21 protein-coding genes are annotated in these 17,601 nt (G+C 74.8%); 12 read left to right on the plus strand and 9 right to left on the minus strand.

Going from position 1 to position 17,601, the window contains the following annotated elements; genetic code table 11:
* Positions 1-2 precede the first annotated feature (2 nt).
* Positions 3-578: a 4'-phosphopantetheinyl transferase superfamily protein gene (locus Q6347_RS07850; protein ID WP_304607098.1), complete on the plus strand. Its 576-nt coding sequence runs from the start codon at positions 3-5 to the stop codon at positions 576-578.
* A gap of 102 nt (positions 579-680) precedes the next feature.
* Here the strand turns inward: Q6347_RS07850 and Q6347_RS07855 are convergent, their stop codons facing one another.
* The 5 genes from Q6347_RS07855 to Q6347_RS07875 form a co-directional block, all read right to left on the minus strand.
* Entirely contained in the window at positions 681-1,445 is a 765-nt protein-coding gene (locus Q6347_RS07855; protein WP_304607099.1) for an anti-sigma factor, read from the minus strand.
* Positions 1,429-2,016 carry an RNA polymerase sigma factor gene (locus Q6347_RS07860; RefSeq protein ID WP_304604105.1) on the minus strand — a complete coding sequence of 196 codons (588 nt, stop codon included), beginning with the start codon at positions 2,014-2,016 and terminating at the stop codon, positions 1,429-1,431. Before Q6347_RS07860 ends, Q6347_RS07855 begins: the two co-directional genes overlap by 17 nt.
* 75 nt (positions 2,017-2,091) lie before the next feature.
* On the minus strand, positions 2,092-2,865 hold the full coding sequence (locus tag Q6347_RS07865; RefSeq protein ID WP_304607100.1) for a class F sortase: 774 nt from the start codon (positions 2,863-2,865) through the stop codon (positions 2,092-2,094).
* Positions 2,862-3,707: a DUF4397 domain-containing protein gene (locus Q6347_RS07870; protein ID WP_304604103.1), complete on the minus strand. Its 846-nt coding sequence runs from the start codon at positions 3,705-3,707 to the stop codon at positions 2,862-2,864. Before Q6347_RS07870 ends, Q6347_RS07865 begins: the two co-directional genes overlap by 4 nt.
* 131 nt (positions 3,708-3,838) lie before the next feature.
* Complete coding sequence (locus tag Q6347_RS07875; protein WP_304607101.1) at positions 3,839-4,045, minus strand: hypothetical protein; 207 nt, start codon at positions 4,043-4,045, stop codon at positions 3,839-3,841.
* A 238-nt stretch (positions 4,046-4,283) separates the two neighbouring features.
* Between Q6347_RS07875 and Q6347_RS07880 the strand changes: the two genes are divergently transcribed.
* Genes Q6347_RS07880 through Q6347_RS07890 form a run of 3 tightly spaced genes read left to right on the plus strand, consistent with a single transcriptional unit; the run spans position 4,284 to position 6,376 of the window.
* Positions 4,284-4,703, plus strand: a complete 420-nt coding sequence (locus Q6347_RS07880) for a DUF6325 family protein (protein WP_304604102.1) — start codon at positions 4,284-4,286, stop codon at positions 4,701-4,703.
* A gap of 1 nt (position 4,704) precedes the next feature.
* Complete coding sequence (locus Q6347_RS07885) at positions 4,705-5,037, plus strand: SHOCT domain-containing protein (protein WP_171248195.1); 333 nt, start codon at positions 4,705-4,707, stop codon at positions 5,035-5,037.
* A 7-nt stretch (positions 5,038-5,044) separates the two neighbouring features.
* On the plus strand, positions 5,045-6,376 hold the full coding sequence (locus Q6347_RS07890; protein ID WP_304604101.1) for a chloride channel protein: 1,332 nt from the start codon (positions 5,045-5,047) through the stop codon (positions 6,374-6,376).
* 6 nt (positions 6,377-6,382) lie between these two features.
* Here the strand turns inward: Q6347_RS07890 and Q6347_RS07895 are convergent, their stop codons facing one another.
* The 3 genes from Q6347_RS07895 to Q6347_RS07905 form a co-directional block, all read right to left on the minus strand.
* Positions 6,383-6,919 carry a DinB family protein gene (locus Q6347_RS07895; protein WP_304604100.1) on the minus strand — a complete coding sequence of 179 codons (537 nt, stop codon included), beginning with the start codon at positions 6,917-6,919 and terminating at the stop codon, positions 6,383-6,385.
* Positions 6,916-7,686, minus strand: a complete 771-nt coding sequence (locus tag Q6347_RS07900; RefSeq protein ID WP_304604099.1) for a uracil-DNA glycosylase — start codon at positions 7,684-7,686, stop codon at positions 6,916-6,918. Before Q6347_RS07900 ends, Q6347_RS07895 begins: the two co-directional genes overlap by 4 nt.
* A gap of 80 nt (positions 7,687-7,766) precedes the next feature.
* A complete protein-coding gene (locus tag Q6347_RS07905; protein WP_304604098.1) occupies positions 7,767-8,243 on the minus strand; it encodes an aromatic ring-opening dioxygenase LigA in 477 nt (158 codons plus the stop codon).
* A gap of 290 nt (positions 8,244-8,533) precedes the next feature.
* On the opposite strand from Q6347_RS07905, the gene thrS reads away from it, so the two are divergent.
* From thrS to Q6347_RS07945, 8 genes are all read left to right on the plus strand, one after another.
* Positions 8,534-10,549 (plus strand): threonine--tRNA ligase, encoded by a 2,016-nt coding sequence (gene thrS, locus Q6347_RS07910; RefSeq protein WP_304604097.1) that lies wholly within the window; start codon positions 8,534-8,536, stop codon positions 10,547-10,549.
* A 67-nt stretch (positions 10,550-10,616) separates the two neighbouring features.
* Positions 10,617-11,114, plus strand: coding sequence for an HIT domain-containing protein (locus Q6347_RS07915; protein ID WP_171248337.1), 498 nt, complete (start codon positions 10,617-10,619; stop codon positions 11,112-11,114).
* A gap of 68 nt (positions 11,115-11,182) precedes the next feature.
* Positions 11,183-11,818, plus strand: coding sequence for a phosphatidylinositol phosphate synthase (gene pgsA, locus Q6347_RS07920; protein WP_304604096.1), 636 nt, complete (start codon positions 11,183-11,185; stop codon positions 11,816-11,818).
* Positions 11,818-12,768, plus strand: coding sequence for a phosphatidylinositol mannoside acyltransferase (locus Q6347_RS07925; protein ID WP_304604095.1), 951 nt, complete (start codon positions 11,818-11,820; stop codon positions 12,766-12,768). Before pgsA ends, Q6347_RS07925 begins: the two co-directional genes overlap by 1 nt.
* 8 nt (positions 12,769-12,776) lie before the next feature.
* Positions 12,777-13,988, plus strand: coding sequence for a glycosyltransferase family 4 protein (locus Q6347_RS07930; RefSeq protein WP_304604459.1), 1,212 nt, complete (start codon positions 12,777-12,779; stop codon positions 13,986-13,988).
* On the plus strand, positions 13,985-14,584 hold the full coding sequence (locus tag Q6347_RS07935) for a hypothetical protein (protein WP_171248201.1): 600 nt from the start codon (positions 13,985-13,987) through the stop codon (positions 14,582-14,584). Before Q6347_RS07930 ends, Q6347_RS07935 begins: the two co-directional genes overlap by 4 nt.
* Positions 14,585-14,689: 105 nt before the next feature.
* Positions 14,690-15,613 carry a pyridoxal 5'-phosphate synthase lyase subunit PdxS gene (pdxS, locus tag Q6347_RS07940; protein WP_171248202.1) on the plus strand — a complete coding sequence of 308 codons (924 nt, stop codon included), beginning with the start codon at positions 14,690-14,692 and terminating at the stop codon, positions 15,611-15,613.
* A complete protein-coding gene (locus tag Q6347_RS07945; protein ID WP_304604094.1) occupies positions 15,610-16,188 on the plus strand; it encodes an NUDIX hydrolase in 579 nt (192 codons plus the stop codon). The genes pdxS and Q6347_RS07945 overlap by 4 nt, the downstream gene beginning before the upstream one ends.
* On the opposite strand, the gene Q6347_RS07950 is transcribed toward Q6347_RS07945, so the two are convergent.
* The gene (locus Q6347_RS07950) at positions 16,185-17,558 is read right to left on the minus strand and encodes a chloride channel protein (protein ID WP_304604093.1); all 1,374 of its coding nucleotides are present in this window, start codon (positions 17,556-17,558) and stop codon (positions 16,185-16,187) included. The two genes, Q6347_RS07945 and Q6347_RS07950, sit on opposite strands and share 4 nt — an antisense overlap.
* Positions 17,559-17,601: the final 43 nt, after the last annotated feature.

Genomic DNA, 17,601 nt, shown 5'->3' on the forward strand with positions numbered 1-17,601 from the left:
CGGTGACGGTCGAGGTCTGGTGGTCCACCCTCGCCGCCGCGGACCACGAGCTGACCGCCCTGCTCGACGACACCGAACGGGCGCGCCTGGACTCGTTCGACCGCCCCGCCGACCGCGGGCGGTCGCTGGTCGGTGCGGCCCTGCTGCGCCTCGCGGTCGCCGCGCACCTCGGGGTGGGAACCGCCGAGGTCGCCGTGGACCGCACCTGCGCCGAGTGCGGCCGGCCGCACGGGGCGCCACGTGTCCTGGGGCCGGGCGACCGCCGCCCCGGGGTCTCCGTCGCGCACTCCGGCGTCCTGGTCGTCGTCGCGCTGGACCCGCAGGGTCCCGTCGGCGTCGACGTCCAGCGGGCGTCCGACCTGCCGGACCCGGGCGCCGTCGGGGACTGGGTGCGCCGCGAGGCCGCGGTCAAGGCGCGCACCTGGACCGATCTCGGCGGAGCGTCGCCGGCGGCACTGGTCACCAGCGACCTGCGTCCTCCCGTGGGCGGCTACGCCGCGGCGCTGACCACCGTCGGCGAGCGCACCGTGCGGTACGTGGACCGCACGGAGGGCCTGGGGCCGGCCGGCGGACGGTGACCGGTCCCGCGACGCACGGACGTCCGGCCCGGACGCTCGCGGAACCAGAGGGTCCACGGCGTCCGGGCCGGACGGGGAGAGGGTGACGCGTCGTGCGGGCGGTCAGGCCTGGTCGAGACCCCCGCGGACGATCGAGTCGCCGGAGTGCGTGGGGTCGCCGTCGAACGGCTCCTCCGAGACGTCGACCAGCGAGTAGCGATCCAGGTCCAGCCCGGCGGGCACCGGGAACGTCCCGGTGTCGCCCTTGAGCACGCCCAGGCTGACCATGCCGCTGAGGTCGTCGGCGATGAGCCAGACCTCGCGGTAGGCGCCCTCGCCGGAGCCGTCCGCCCCGGCGACGGAGACGACGATCTCGAGCTCGCCGCCGGCGGCCTCCTCGACCGTCGCGCTACCCGTCGAGTCGGGCCAGTCGGGCAGCGGTTCGAGCTCGGCCTGGGCGACGGCGACGGGCGTGGGGGCCGTCACGGCCTCGGGGCCCTGCGCCCGTTCCCAGGCGATACCGCCACCGACACCCACGACGAGCGCCGCGCTGGCGGCCGCCACGGCCCAGAGCGCGGCCGGGCGCCGTCGGGAGGCGAGGTCGACGACCTCCGCCTCGGCGGACTCGACGCCGGCGACCCAGGCGGCATCGCTCGACGCCTCCTCCTGGTCGATCTCCGCGCGGATCCTGTCCCACACGTGGGGCGCCGGTGCCACCAGCTCCTCGGGCCCCAGCTCGCGCGCCGTGGAGGCCACGTCGGCGAGGCTGTCGCGCTCGGCCTGGCAGGCCACGCACGAGGCGAGGTGGGCGCGCTCGTCGTCGGACACGACGTCCTGCTCCCCGAGCGCGAGGAGCGCGAGGACCTCCGGGTCAACGTGCTGCACCATCCACCTCCAATCGTGTGCGCAGCCGGGTCAGACTTCGCCTGACATGGCTCTTGACGGTGCCGAGGGGAAGGGACATCTCCTCGGCGATCTGCGTGTGTGTCATGTCCCGGTAGAACGCGAGCCGCAGGATCGTACCGGCCGGGTCGCCGAGCCGGTCCAGCTCGTCGGCCACGATCGCCCGGTCCACGACAGGGGCACCGACCGGGTCGGCCTCCCCGACGGGGTTCGGCGTGAACGCCTCCGCGGCTCGGCGTTGGCGTCGCAGCCTCTCCCGGGAGGCGTGCACGTCCGCGATCTTGTGCCGGGCGATGCCCAGCAACCAGGTCGACAGCTTGGCCCGCTGCGGGTCGTAGGACCCGCGTGCCTGCCAGGCGGCGACGAAGACCTGTTGGGTGACGTCCTCGGCGTCCGAGACCTCGCCCAACGACCGGAGTGCGACCGTGTGCACGAGAGACGACCAGCGACGGTAGGCCGCTGCCAGTCCGTCCTCGGTGCCGGCTGCGAACGCGGCGCTCACGTCCGCGTCGGGGTCGGCGGCCGGCAGTGCGGCACCTTCGGCCCCAGTGGTCACAGAACCTCCGTGATACGGGTCGTCCCGCGCGATCGGCGGCTTCGGGGTCGAACCTAGCGCGTCAGCCGCCGCGCGTCACGTCGCCACGGCCGTCACCACCAGGTTGTCCTCGTAGTGGCCCGCCTCGGCGTCCCACCGGCCGCCGCACGTCACCAGGACCAGTCGCCGCTCACCCGAGCGGTCGAAGAACTTCTCCCAGGGCACCGCCTCCTTCGAGTACCGCGTGATCTCCGTGACCTCGTACCGGTGCCGGACGCCGTCGGCGTCGGTCACCGTGACCTTGTCGCCGGCCGTCGCCTCGGCCAGCCGGGCGAACTTCCCGACACCCTCCTGGGTGTCGACGTGGGACGCGAGAACGGCCGCGCCCTGCGGGTCGCCCGGGGCCGGGCCGAAGCGGTACCAGCCCGCCACGTCGCCCGACTCGGGGAGCTCCATCGTGCCGTCGGGGTCCACGCCCACCGGACGGACCGGTGTCTCCAGCAGTCCCTGGACCGTGACCACCTCGGGTGGCGCGGCCGGCTCGATCCCCGCGAGATCGGCCGAGACGACGGGGATGTCCGGGACCGCCGGCCCGCCGGCACCCTCCTGGTCGCCGGCACCCTCCTGGTCGCCGGCGCCCCCCGGCGTCGGGTCGGCGGACGCCGAGGGGGACGCCGGTGCCTCCGGTGCGGAGGTCGCCTCGGCGGCCTCCACCCGGGGGACGTCGGCCCCGACCGTGGGGGTGTCGTCGGCCACGACCATCAGCACGCCGGCCAGGGTCGAGACGGAGACGGCGGCCACGGTGGCCAGGGCCACGCGGCGGACCGGGCGCGTGACCCGGCCCGCCGCGGAGCGGTGTGTGCGTGTCACCGGCGTGCCCGGTGCGCCCGGACGCCCTCCCGGACCGCGATCGCGATGACGAACCCGGCCAGCAGGGTCATGATGGTGCCGACGGTGAACGGCGTGAAGAAGCCGTGGTGGTCGGCAGCGGCGGCACCGGTGGTCCCGGCGTCGACGCCGTCAGGAGCGGAGTGCATGCCCTCGACGGTCTGCGTGGCGAGAGCCAGCGAGTCGTTCTCCAGCGAGCCCCAGGCGTAGACGATGGTGTTCGTGCCCTCGGCCACGTCGACGTCGGCCGGCCCGATCACCGGGTCGGTGGTCCCGGCGGCGGCGACCGCCGCGGAGACCGTGCCGGCCGGGAGGTCGAGCACCTGCTCGTCAGGGTTCTCGAGGCCCTCGATCACCGGGTCACCGCCGGCCAGCACGTCGACAGCCGGAGCGGCCGCCACGTGACGGACGGTCAGGCGGCCCTCACCGGCGGCGATCTCGGAGGTGTCGTTGGTGAACAGCGTCGCGGTCGGCGAGCCCTCGGCGTCGAGGTGCGCGGCCGCGGTGTAGTTCATGCCGCCCTCGAGCGGCAGGTCCACGGGGCCGATGACCGGGTCGGAGTCGTCCTCGGCGTCGGCGGCGGTGATCGCCACCGAGTAGGTGTCGGGCTCGAGCTCGAGCGGGCCGGCGAGGTCACCGGGCTCGAAGTCGTCGAGCGTGAGCTCTCCGTTGACGTACACGTCCACGGTCGTGTCCGGCACGCCGTGCAGGACGCTCAGCATCGCGACATGTCCGTCCGCCGAGGCGGGCAGGGCGAGTGCGGTGCCCGCTGCGGCGGCCAACGCGGTGGCGCCGAGGGCGGCCGTGGTTCGGATCGTACGCATGTGTCCTCCTGGTGTCGGTCCCGCCGTCCTTGGCGGGGTTGCTCCGGTGGCTTGACACCAGGTGTTCGTGAACCGCGACCGATCTGGATGCACGTGGATGGACTTTTTTTCGCCGTCGCCGCGACCGGCGGTCAGTCGCGGGCCCGGCTGCGGCGCGACCGGCGGGGAAGGCGGGACGCGGCGTCCGGCGAGACGAGGCGGACCTCGGCGGCGCGCGTGCGCGCCAGGGGGTCGCCGAAGGGGTCGCCCCCGAGCGCACGAGCCACGTGCAGCAGGGGTCGCCCCGCCTCGAACTCGCGGGCGAGGGCGTCGAAGATCGGGGTGTCGTCGCGTGGCACGCCCACCATGGTGGGTCGTCGGCGCCCGGCTGTCCGCCGCGACACGGCGGTGTTCACACCCGTCTCACACAACGCGCGCCAACCGTCCCCGGCCCGTCACGGCGTCCGGGCCGGCGCTCCTGTTGCGCCACGTCCCGCCCCGGACCATGATCGTGGCGGTTGAGCAGCGCCTTCGCGTCCGCCGCCCGGTCCCGCCGATCCCGGCGTCCGCCGCGGGCGCCCGACGGAAAGGCCCGACATGACAGTCACCGCCCCCGTGGAGCTCCTCCTGGTCGAGTTCCCGCACCGTGAGTTCACCGGCGCGGTCCTGGCCGAGCTGACCCGGCTGCAGGACGCCGGGACGATCAACGTCCTGGACGCGCTGGCGATCCGTCGTGACCTCGAGGGCGAGATCGAGTGGTTCGAGGCCGCCGACGCCGGCTCCGAGCTCGGCGACCTGGTCGGTGAGCCCGCCGGGTTCCTGGCCGAGGACGACGTCGACGCCGTGGCCGCCGACCTCGCCCCGGGGACGGCGGTCGGGATGCTCGTGTTCGAGCACACCTGGGCGACCGGCCTGGCCGGTGCCGTCCGGGACGCGGGCGGGCGCGTCATCGACATGATGACCGTGCCGGCGGCCGCGATCGAGGAGCTGACGAGCGTGCTGGACGAGGAGGACTGACATGGTCAGGAGAGTCGGCCGCCCGGGCCTGATCGGCACCATGGCCCGGACCGCCGTGATCGCGGGGACCGCCGGTGCCGTCAGCCGGCGGATGGACGACCGGGCGGGGGCCCGGGGCACCCAGCAGGCCTCCGCGGAGGCGTACCACGCCCAGGAGGCGCACTTCGCGCAGCAGCAACAGATGCAGCAGCTGCTCGCGCAGCAGCAGCCGACCCAGGCCGTGGCCCCGGCCACGGAGACCATGTCCCAGCTCCAGCAGCTCGGCGACATGCGCTCGGCCGGACTGCTGACCGACGCGGAGTTCTCCGCCGCCAAGGCCAAGGTCCTCGGCTGACCGGGCGGTGACAGCCGAGCAGCCGCCGTCGGACCCCGCCCCGGCCGAGGAGGACCTGACCCCCGAGCAGCGTGCCGCCCGCACGCGCGGTTACGTGGGGGTGCTGCTGCTCGCCGCGGGCATCGGTGTCCCGGTGTCCCTGGTGGCCTTCGGGTTCCTCGCGCTCCTGCACGCCCTGGAGCACGCGGTCTGGGAGACGTGGCCCGCGACGTTCGGCCACGAGGTGGCGCCCTGGTGGTGGGCCTTGCCGTGGCTGCTGCTCGGTGGTGTGCTCGTCGGTGTCGCCGTCCGGTGGCTGCCCGGTCACGGGGGTCACGTCCCGATCGACGGCCTGGGCATCGACCCCGTGCCCGCACGGTTCGTGCCCGGGATCCTCCTCGCGGCGCTCGGCGGGCTCCCGCTCGGCGTGGTGCTCGGTCCGGAGGCGCCGCTGCTCGCCCTCGGGTCGGCCGTCGCCCTGCTGCTCGTGCGACCCGTCGCGGCGTCCGGGGCGCCCGGGGCCGGTGCGCTGATCACGGTCGCCGGCGCCGCCGCGGCGCTCGCGGCCATCTTCGGCAGCCCGCTGGTCGCCGCGATCTTCGTCCTGGAGGCGGCCGGGCTGGCCGGTCCCCGTCTCGCCCGTGTCGTGCTGCCCTGCCTGCTGTCCGCCGGGATCGGGTCCCTGGTCTTCACCGGCATGGGCACCTGGACCGGTCTGCAGATCCCCTCGCTCGCGCTGCCGGACCTCGCCGGCCCCGACCGGCCCGACCTCGGCGACGTGCTGTGGACCGTGCCGTTCGCCGTGGCCACCGCGTTCGCGGTGCGGCAGGTGCACCACCTCGGCCGCTGGACGGCGCGACGGGCGGCGGACCGGCCGCTGTCCGCCGCGGTCGGTGCGGCGCTGGTCGTCGGCGGGTGCGCGGGTGCCTACGCCCTGCTGACCGGTCGGTCCCCCGAGGAGGTGGCGCTCAGCGGTCAGGGGCTGCTGGAGCCGCTCGCCGCCGACCCCGGCGCATGGTCCGCGCCGGTGCTGGTCGCGCTCCTCGCCTTCAAGTCGATCGGGTACGGGGTGTCTCTCGGCGCGTTGCGCGGCGGCGCCATCTTCCCGGCCGTGCTCCTGGGCGCCGCGGCGGGCGTGCTCGTCTCCGGCCTGCCGGGCTACGGGGTGATCCCGGCCATGGCGGCGGGGATGGCCGCCGCGACGGCCGCGATCCTTCCCTACCCCGTGGCCTCGGCGGTCCTGGTGGTGGTGCTGCTGGGCTCCAACGCGGCCGCGATGACGCCGGTCGTCCTGCTCGCCGTCGTCGTGGCGTTCGTCTCCGAGCAGATCATCGCGACGGAGCGGCGCCGCCCGGTCTGACCTGCGTCACTCGCCCGTCGAGCCGTCGACCGCCTCGCGCAGCAGGTCGGCGTGCCCGTTGTGGCGGGCGTACTCCTCGACCAGGTGCACGAGGATCCAGCGCAGGCTGAACCGGCCGCCGCCGTGCCGGTCCTCCCGCGCGGACAGCTGTTCCGGACCGGCGACCGCCAGCGCCGCGTCCAGGAGCCGGTCCGCGGCGGCGACGGTCGTGTCGTACAGCTCGCGCAACGCGGCGGGGGAGTCGTCCGCCGCCGAGTGCCAGTCCCAGTCCGGGTCGGCCGACCAGTCGACCGTGTCGAAGGGGGCGAGGGCGGGGGCGCCGGTCAGGACGACGCTGCACCAGTGCGACTCGACGTAGGCGAGGTGCTTGAGCAGCCCGCCGAGCGTCATGTCCGACGGCGGCAGCGGGGTGCGCAGCTGGTCGGCGGTCAGGCCGGACGTCTTCCGGCGCAGGGTGTCGCGGTGGTAGTCGAGGAAGGCGCGCAGCGTGCGGGTCTCGTCGGCGCGCAGCGGCGGCTCGGTGCGGTCGGGGATGCTGGTCACGTCGCGGCCCTCGGGTGCCGGGCGAGGGTCGCCGCCCGGCCCAGCACGGCGTCGAGCATCGACGGGGTCAGCCGGCCGGTCGAGGTGTTGTGCGGCGAGACGTGGTAGCTGCCGAGCACGGTCAGGCGCCGCGGCCCGCCGTCGAGGTGCTGCAGGGCGAGCTCGGCTCCGTGGGCGAACCGCGGCCGGGGACGCGGGACCGACCAGCCCTGCTCGGACAGCGAGCCCAGCAGCGCGTTCCAGCCGATGGCGCCGAGCGCCACCGTGACCCGCAGCGTCGGGGCGAGCAGCTCCAGCTCGCGCGCGAGGTAGGGCGCGCAGCGCCGACGTTCCTGCGGCGTGGGGCGGTTCTCGGGCGGCACGCACCGCACGGGCGCCACCAGGCGGACGCCGTCGAGGGCCATGCCGTCGCCCCGGCCCGTCGACTCGGGCTGGTTGGCGAGCCCGCAGCGGTGCAGCGCGGCGAACAGGAAGTCCCCGCTGCGGTCGCCGGTGAACATCCGGCCGGTGCGGTTCGCCCCGTGGGCCGCGGGGGCGAGCCCGACGACGACGACGGACGCGTGCGCGTCCCCGAAACCGGGGACCGGCCGGGCCCAGTACGTCTCGTCGCGGAACGCTGCGCGCTTCTCCCGGCCGACCTGCTCGCGCCAGGCGACCAGGCGGGGGCAGGCGCGGCAGGAGACCAGGTGCGCGTCGAGCTCGGCGAGGGTGCGTGCCGTCCGGGCCGCCGAGGGCGGGTCGACGGGCGGTCCGTCGGAGGGGTCCACCGTGCCATCCTGCCCGGTCCCCGCGGACACGGCGAGAGCCCGCTCCCCGACGGGGGAGCGGGCCCTGCGTGCGGTGTCGGTCAGGCCTCCGCGGCGGTCTTGACCGGCGGCGCCTCGACGGCGAGGGAGCGCACCGACCAGCCCAGCAGGCCGAACAGGACACCGAGGCCGATGACCAGGGCGCTGACGCCGTAGGCGACGACCGAGGTGAACAGCGAGGCCCGCAGGAACGAGGCGTTCATCGCGGTGTCGCGGCGCGGGTCCTCCCGGTCGAGCTCGGCGTAGGTGAGCCCGTCGGTGGCGTCCAGCGCGTGCTTGTCGATGATCTGCGCCTGGGCGTAGGCGGAGAACGGTCCGTCGACCTCGTCCCCGGCGAGGAAGGCGGCGTCCTCCGAGACGGTGATGTTCTGCGCGCTGAGCTGGGAGCTGACGGTCGCCCACGTGACCGCACCGGCGACGATCATCACGAGGCCGGCGATCAGGGCGACGATTCCCACGATGCGCACCCCGCGGTTGCCGGTGGGGGTGGTGCTGGTGGTGCGGGCGATGGTGGTCATGTTCCCCTCCGAGGGTCCGGGTCGCGACTCTCGCGGCCGGTGTGCGGCGCCGATCCGGCGTCTGGCTCCATGGTAAGACCACATAGCCTGACCTGCGAGGACGTTTCTTGTGAATTACTTCACATGGATGTCCCGGGCGTCGGTCCCGCACCGCACCCGGCGGCGGCCCGGGTCGCGGGCACCGGCGTCCGCGCCGGGTCGGTACGATCGAGGGGCGTCGCCACCGGCGATGTCGCCCGGCGGCCCGCGGGCCGCCGCCCACCCGAACCACCAGCGCAAGGAGCACCACCGTGTCCGACGCCGTAGCGAACGCCACCGACCCCACGACCGCGGTGACGGTGGAGCAGGCGACGACGGGCACCGAGCTCTTCGCCGACCGGCGCGACGTCGTGGTCATGCGCGTGGACGGCGAGCTGCTGGACCTGTCCCGCGAGGTCGTGCCCGGCACCGTCGTCGAGCCGGTCGCCGTCGGTTCGCCGGACGGGCTGGCGGTCCTGCGGCACAGCGCGGCGCACGTCCTCGCCCAGGCGGTGCAGCAGGTCAACCCCGAGGCGAGGCTCGGCATCGGTCCGCCGGTGACCGACGGCTTCTACTACGACTTCGACGTCGCCGAGCCGTTCACGCCCGAGGACCTCAAGAAGCTGGACAAGGTGATGGCCCGCATCATCAAGGAGGGCCAGACCTTCCGCCGGCGCGTGGTCACCGAGGACGAGGCGCGGGCCGAGCTGGCCGCCGAGCCGTACAAGCTCGAGCTGATCGGCCTCAAGGGAGGCGCGTCCGACGAGGACGGCTCCTCCGTCGAGGTCGGCGGCGGCGAGCTGACCATCTACGACAACGTCCGCGGCGCCGGCCGCGAGAGCGAGCAGGTCGTCTGGTCCGACCTGTGCCGCGGCCCGCACCTGCCGTCCACCCGGCTCATCGGCAACGGCGTGCAGCTCATGCGCTCGGCCGCGGCGTACTGGCGCGGCAGCGAGAAGAACCCGCAGCTGCAGCGGGTCTACGGCACCGCCTGGCCGACCAAGGACGACCTGAAGGCCTACCTGGAGCGGCTCGCGGAGGCCGAGCGACGCGACCACCGACGCCTGGGCAGCGAGCTGGACCTGTTCAGCTTCCCCGACGAGATCGGTTCCGGGCTCGCGGTGTTCCACCCCAAGGGCGGCATCGTGCGCACGGAGATGGAGGACTACTCGCGGCGCAAGCACATCGAGGGCGGCTACTCGTTCGTCGCCAGCCCGCACATCACCAAGGGCCGGCTCTTCGAGACCTCGGGGCACCTGGACTGGTACGCGGACGGCATGTACCCGCCCATGCACCTGGACGCCGAGCTCGACGACGACGGCGTCGTGCGCAAGCCGGGGCAGGACTACTACCTCAAGCCGATGAACTGCCCGATGCACAACCTGATCTTCGACTCGCGCGGGCGGTCCTACCGGGAGCTGCCGCTGCGGCTGTTCGAGTTCGGGACGGTGTACCGGTACGAGAAGTCCGGCGTCGTGCACGGCCTGACCCGCGCGCGCGGGTTCACCCAGGACGACGCGCACATCTACTGCACCCGCGAGCAGATGCGCGACGAGCTGTCCACCACGCTGACGTTCGTGCTGGACCTGCTCAAGGACTACGGACTCGACGACTTCTACCTCGAGCTGTCCACCCGCGACCCGGAGAAGTCCGTCGGCGAGGACGAGGCCTGGGAGGAGGCGACCCGCACCCTGGAGGAGGTGGCCACCGCCTCCGGTCTGGACCTCGTGCCCGACCCGGGCGGTGCCGCGTTCTACGGCCCGAAGATCTCGGTCCAGGCCCGGGACGCCATCGGCCGCACCTGGCAGATGTCGACGATCCAGCTCGACTTCAACCTGCCGGAGAAGTTCGACCTGGAGTACACCGCGGCCGACGGGACCCGGCAGCGGCCGGTCATGATCCACCGGGCGCTGTTCGGTTCGATCGAGCGGTTCTTCGCCGTCCTGCTCGAGCACTACGCCGGCGCCTTCCCGGCCTGGCTCGCCCCGGTGCAGGTGCTCGCCGTGCCCGTGGCCGAGGCGTTCGACGACTACCTCGGCGACGTCGTGGCGAAGCTCCGTGCCGAGGGCGTGCGGGCCGAGCTCGACACCTCCGACGACCGGTTCGGCAAGAAGATCCGCAACGCCGCCAAGCAGAAGGTGCCGTTCGTGCTCATCGCCGGGGGAGAGGACGCCGACGCCGGCGCCGTCTCCTTCCGGTTCCGCGACGGGACCCAGGAGAACGGGGTGCCGGTCGACGAGGCCGTGCAGCGCATCGTGACCGCGGTCCGCGACCGCGAGCAGGTCTGACGTGACGGATCCCGCGACCGGACCCGAGCAGGTGCCGGCGGACCGCTTCGGCCCGCCGGAGGACGACATGGCGCGGCTGTGGACGCCGCACCGGATGGTCTACATCGGCGGGCAGGACAAGCCCGCCGACTCCTCGGTGCAGCACTGCCCGTTCTGCCGGATCCCCACGGGCGACGACGAGGACGGCCTCGTCGTCGCCCGCGGGGCCGCGTGCTACGTCGTGCTGAACCTGTACCCGTACAACAGCGCGCACCTGATGGTGCTGCCGTACCGGCATGTGTCGGACTACCCGGACCTGACCCACGACGAGACCCTCGAGCTGGCGACGATGACCCAGACGGCGATGCAGGTCGTGCGGGACGTCTACGCGCCGGCCGGGTTCAACCTCGGGATGAACCAGGGGGAGGTCGCGGGTGCCGGGATCGCCGCGCACCTGCACCAGCACGTCGTGCCGCGGTGGCTCGGGGACGCGAACTTCCTGCCCGTGGTGGGCCGCACGAAGTCGTTGCCGGAGCTGCTCGCCGACACCCGCGCCCGGCTCGCCGCGGCGTGGCCCGACGCCTGAGCCGGGCCGACCGCTACCCTGGCGTCGCCGGCCGGAGCCGGCACACCACAGACCGAGGAGCAACACCCATGTTCGGCCGCCTGCGGGCCACCATGCAGCGACTGTTCACCCCGCTCGCGCACCTGCTGCTCCGCCGGGGCGTCTCGCCGGACACCGTGACCGTGGCGGGCACGGTGGTCGTCACGGTGGTCGCCCTGACCCTGCTGCCCACCGGGCACCTGCTGCTCGGCGGGGTGCTCATCGGGCTCTTCGCGCTGCTGGACTCCCTGGACGGGGTCATGGCGCGCCTCTCCGGCCGCAGCGGCCCCTGGGGGGCCTTCCTCGACTCGACCCTGGACCGGATCTCCGACGGCGCGGTCTTCGTCGGCATCACCCTCTGGTTCGTGCTCCACCCCGACGTGCCCTACGCCACCTGGGGCACCGTGGCCGCGCTGGCCTGCCTCGCCCTGGGCTCGGTGGTGCCGTACGCCCGGGCCCGCGCCGAGTCCGTCGGGGCGAGCGCGGACGTGGGCATCGCCGCGCGGACCGACCGGCTGGTCATCGCCCTGGCGCCCACCGGGTTCGTCCAGGTCGGCCTGCCGGTCCTCGTGCTCGTCGTGGTGCTGTCCCTGCTGGCGGTCGCCAGCCTCGTCACGGTCGTCCAGCGGATCATGACGGTCCGCCGTCAGATCCACCTGGGCGGCCGTCCCCTGGAGGATGCCTGATGGACGTCGCGGCGCTCTACACCTTCGCCTGGCGGCACGCCCACCGGGTGCCCGAACCGCTGCAGCGGGCCGCCGCCACGGTGGCGGCCGACCTGACCTGGTGGCGCCACGGTGCCGGGGTGCGCCGGCTGGAGGCCAACTACGCCCGCGTCCGGCCCGAGCTGGACGCGCGGGCGCTGCGCCGGCTGTCCCGCGAGGGGATGCGCCGCTACCTGCGCTACTTCCGCGAGGCGTTCACGCTCCAGGGCGCCGACCCCGACCAGATCGCCGCCCGGGTGCGCGTCGAGGGCGAGGAGAACGTCCGCCCGGTGGTGGAGGCGGGCGGTTCGGTCGTCATGGCGCTGAGCCACTGCGGCAACTGGGACCTCGCCGGGGCCTGGGCCACGCCGCACCTGGCACCGGTGCTGACGGTCGCCGAACGCCTCGAACCCGCCGCGCTGTTCACCGAGTTCGTCGCGTTCCGCCGCTCGATCGGGATCGACGTGCTCGCCCTCGGCGACGACGGCGTGTTCCGCGACCTGGTGCGCGGCGCCGAGGACGGCCCCCGCCTCCTCCCGCTGCTGGCCGACCGGGACCTGACGTCCCGCGGCGTCGAGGTCGACCTGTGCGGCCACCGGGCCCGGGTCGCCGCCGGCCCCGCGGCGCTGGCGCTGGCCACCGGCGCCCCGCTGGTGCCGACCGGTGTCTTCCACGAACGCCTGCACGGCGAGCGCCGCCGCCGCGCGGGGTCGGCCTGGGGGACCGTCATCCGTTTCATGCCCCCGGTCCCCGTCCCCGCCGGTCAGAATCGGGCCGAGCAGGTCGCGCTGCTCACCCAGGAGTGGGTCGACGCCGTCGGGGAGTTCCTCGTCGAGCGCACCGCGGACTGGCACATGCTGCAGAAGGTGTTCGTCGACGACCTCGACCCCGAACGGTACGCCCGCACCAAGGCCCGGGCGGGTGAGGCGTGATGCGACCGCTGCGCGTGGGCATCGTGTGCCCGTACTCCTTCGACGCCCCCGGCGGGGTGCAGTTCCACGTGCGCGACCTGGCCGAGGCGCTGCGCGCGGGTGGGCACGAGGTCTCCGTCCTGGCCCCGGCCGACGAGGACACCGAGGTGCCCGACGTCGTCACCCCGGCCGGCCGGGCCGTGCCGGTGCGCTACAACGGCTCGGTGGCGCGCCTCGCCTTCGGCCCGCGGGCCGCCGCGCGCGTGCGCCGGTGGATCGACGCGGGCCGCTTCGACGTGCTCCACCTGCACGAGCCCATGACCCCGTCGTTGTCCATGCTGGCCCTGTGGGTCGCCGACGGACCGGTGGTCGCCACCTTCCACACCTCGCAGGTGCGGTCGCGGGCCCTGCAGATCGCCCACCCGCTGCTGCGGCAGTCGCTGGAGAAGATCTCGGCGCGCATCGCCGTGTCCGAGGACGCCCGACGCACCCTGATCGACCACCTCGGCGGGGACGCGGTGGTGGTGCCCAACGGGGTCTACGTCGACCACTTCGACGTGCCCCCGGCGCCACGCTGGCAGGGCACGCCCGAGGCGCCCACCGTGGCCTTCCTGGGCCGGCTCGACGAACCGCGCAAGGGGCTGCAGGTCCTGGCGGCGGCGGCCCCCCGGATCCTCGCCGAGGTGCCCGGGACGCGCTTCCTCGTCGCCGGGCGCGGTGACGAGGGCCGGGCCGAGGCCGAGGCCGCGCTGGGCGGGCACGCGTCGTCGTTCGAGTGGCTCGGGGGCGTCAGCGACGCCGACAAGGCGACGCTGCTGGCGTCGGCCGACCTGTACGTGGCCCCGCAGACCGGCGGCGAGAGCTTCGGCATCGTGCTCGTCGAGGCGATGAGCGCGGGCACCGGCGTCGTCGCGAGCGACCTGGGGGCGTTCCGCCGGGTGCTGGACGACGGCACGGCGGGTCGGCTCTTCCGCACCGGCGACGCCGAGGACCTGGCCGCGACGGTCCTGGCGGCGCTCGCGGACCCGGCGGGCACCGAGGAACGCCGCGAACGGGCCCGGCGGTTCGTGCGCACCTTCGACTGGTCGGAGGTCACCGAGCGGGTACTGGCGGTCTACGAGATGGCCCTCGCCGCCTCCGAGGCGCTGGGCGACGGGGCCGTGCACGAGGACCTCCTGGCCGGGCGCCCGCCGTGGCTGCTGGGTCGTGGCCCCCGGACCCGCGGGGGTGTCGACCGATGAGCTGGAGCTGGTCCGAGACGGCGCTCGTCGTCGTCGTCCTCGTGGGTCTGGCGCTGTGGCTGGGTTGGGTCACGGCCTCGCGGCTGGACCGTCTGCACCGCAAGGTCGTCGCCTCGCGGCACGCGCTGCAGGCGCAGCTGGACCGGCGCGGGCGGGTGTCCGTCGACCTGGCGTCCGCCGGGCTGCTCGATCCCGCCAGCGCCGTGCTGCTCGCCGACGCCGCGCTGGCCGCCCTGGACGTGCCCGACCGCACCGCCGACCCGCGCCCCAGCGAGGCCTTCTCGCTGCGCGGCCTCCCGCCCGAGCGCGAGCGCGCCGAGTCGGCGCTGTCCATGACGTTGCGGTCCGTGCTCGAGGACCCGGACGAGGTGGCCGAGCTGCGGGTGACCGAGGTCGGCGACGACCTGCTGGGCGACCTGTACTCGGCCTGGTACCGGGCCCAGCTCGCCCGGCGCTTCCACAACGAGGCCGTGGCGCAGGCGCGCCGTGCCCGGCGTCCCCGCGTCGTGCGCTGGCTGCGGCTGGCGGGCCGGGCACCGCTTCCCCGCACGGTCGAGCTCGACGACCAGATGCCGGCCGGGCTCGAGCGGGCCTGACCCGCGGGCGAACCGCCGTAGGATGGGGCCTACGGCGTGGGACCACGCCGGCACGCGGGCGGCCCGGAGGTCGCGGCGTGCTCGAAGAACTTCTGTGAGGTTGCGTTGAGCGAGACCACCGGGACACCTGCCGGCACGACGGGCGTCGGCGAGGTGGGCACGGCCCGCGTCAAGCGGGGGATGGCCGAGATGCTCACGGGGGGCGTCATCATGGACGTCGTCACCCCCGAACAGGCGAAGATCGCCGAGGACGCCGGGGCCGTCGCGGTCATGGCCCTCGAGCGGGTCCCCGCTGACATCCGCGCTCAGGGCGGCGTCGCCCGCATGAGCGACCCGGACATGATCGCGGGCATCGTGGACGCCGTCTCCATCCCCGTGATGGCCAAGGCGCGCATCGGGCACTTCGTCGAGGCCCAGGTGCTGCAGTCCCTCGGCGTCGACTACGTCGACGAGTCCGAGGTGCTCACGCCCGCCGACTACACCCACCACATCGACAAGTGGGCCTTCACCGTGCCGTTCGTGTGCGGCGCCACCAACCTCGGCGAGGCCCTGCGCCGCATCACCGAGGGTGCGGCGATGATCCGTTCCAAGGGCGAGGCCGGGACGGGCGACGTCTCGAACGCCACGACCCACATGCGCCAGATCCGTGGCGAGATCCAGCGGCTCAGCTCGCTGCCCGCCGACGAGCTGTTCGTCGCGGCCAAGGAGCTGCAGGCGCCGTACGAGCTCGTGGCGGAGGTCGCCCGCGCCGGTCGCCTGCCCGTCGTGCTGTTCACGGCCGGCGGCATCGCGACGCCGGCGGACGCCGCGATGATGCGTCAGCTCGGCGCCGAGGGCGTCTTCGTGGGGTCGGGCATCTTCAAGTCCGGCGACCCGGTGGCGCGCGCCAAGGCGATCGTGCAGGCGACGACCTTCTACGACGACCCGGACGTCCTGGCGAAGGTCTCCCGCGGTCTGGGCGAGGCCATGGTCGGCATCAACGTCGACGAGGACCCGGAGCCGGTCCGGCTCGCGGAGCGCGGTTGGTGAGCTCGCCGGAGACGCCGGCGTCGTCCTCGTTGGGCCCCGACTGGGTGCCCGGGGACGACGGCCGGCGCCACCGGCGCGCCGCCCGCGTCATCGTCCTGGACGGGGCCGGCCGGGCCCTGCTGGTGCGCGGCCACGACGCCGACGACCCCACCCGGTCGTGGTGGTTCACCGTGGGCGGCGGCATCGACGCCGGCGAGACGGAGGAGCAGGCGGCGCTGCGCGAGCTGCGCGAGGAGGCCGGCCTGGAGCTCGGACCGGCCGACCTGGAGGGCCCGGTCATGACCCGCGCCGGGCTCTTCCACTTCTTCGCCGAGACCTGCCGCCAGGACGAGGTGTTCTTCGTGGCCCGCGTCGAGGACGGTCACGAGCCGACCGACCACGGGTGGACCGACGTCGAGCGGGACGTGCTCGACGAGATGCGCTGGCTCAGCGCGGACGACCTGCGGGCCGAGACGCGCGAGGTGTTCCCCCGCGTGCTGCCGGACCTGCTGGACCACCTGGTCGCGGGCTGGGACGGCGTCGTGCGGCACCTGGGTGAGGAGAACGACGACGAGGCGCTCGAGCACCGCGACTAGCGGTGCAGCGCGACCCCGCGTCGGGTCAGCTTGCGGGTGTAGACCGTGTCGGCGCACAGCAGCCGGCTCGTCACCGCGGCCAGCAGCACCGCGACCAGCAGCGCGGCCAGCAGCTCGGGGACGGCCAGCACCTCCACGACGAACGCCACCGCGGTGGCCGGTGCCCGGACGGTCCCGGCCAGGACGGCCGCCATCCCGATGACGGTGAAGGCGGCGGCGTCGGTGCCCGACCCCGGCCACACCGTGGTCACCACCTGGCCGCACGCGCCGCCGAGCATCGCCCCGACGAAGAGGGCCGGGGCGAACACCCCGCCGGAGCCGCCTACGCCCAGGGTGAGGCTCGTCGCCAGGATCTTCAGAGCCACCAGGGCCAGCAGCGTGGCCAGGACGAACCGGCCGGCCAGCGCGTCGGCCACCGCGCCGTAGCCCACGCCGTACAGCTGCGGCCACCACAGCAGCAGCCCGCCGAGCAGCAGCCCGCCGACGGCCGGGCGCAGCCACTCCGGGCCGCGCCACAGCCGGTCGCAGACGTCGGCGGTCGCGTACAGGAAGCGGGTGAACAGGGCTCCGGTCGCCCCGGCGGCCACGCCCAGCACGCCCACGGCCGCGAGCGCCGGCCCGCCAGCGACGGTGTGCGGGGGCAGCGCCAGCAGCGGCCCGCCGGTGCCGAGCAGGTGCCCGACCCCGACGGCGGTGGCGACGGCGAGCGCCAGCACGGCCAGGGCCCCGCCGCTGATCTCGAGCAGCACGAGCTCGACCGCGAAGAGCGCCCCGGCGAGCGGGGCGTCGAACGCGCCGGTGATGCCCGCCGCCGCGCCGGCGGCGACCACGGCGCGCAACCGGTGGTCCGGCAGGCGTAGGAGCTGGCCGGCCCCGGAGGCCAGCACGGCACCGATCTGGACCGTCGGGCCGACCACGCCCACGCTGCCTCCCGAGCCCAGGCAGACCGAGGCGGCGTACGCCTTGACCGCGGCGACCCGGGGCGGCACGCGGCCCCCGTCGCGGGCGACGGCGAGCATCACCTCGGGCACCCCGAGCCCGCGGGCGCTCACGGGAGCCCACCGGTGCACGACCGGTCCCTGCAGGAGCCCGCCCAGCACGGGCGCCGCGACGAGCACCCCGGCACCGAGCCAGGGCACCGCCGGGTGCGAGAGGCCGACCCCCACCCCGTGCGCGGACGGGTCGGCGGAGCCGGTGAACACCTGCGTGAGCAGCCCCACCAGCGCGCGGAGGGCGACCCCGCCGAGGGCGCCGAGGGCGCCGGCCGCGACGGCGACCACGACGAGCGCCGCGGGGCGCACCTCGTGCGCACCGGGGCGCCCCGTGGGCACCAGACCGGCGCGCCACGAGCGGGAACCGGGGGTGTGCACCTGTTCGATGCTAGACGACCGGCTTCGGCCGCGGCGCCGTGGT

Source organism: Isoptericola sp. b408, from assembly GCF_030588085.1.
Lineage (GTDB): Bacteria > Actinomycetota > Actinomycetes > Actinomycetales > Cellulomonadaceae > Isoptericola > Isoptericola sediminis.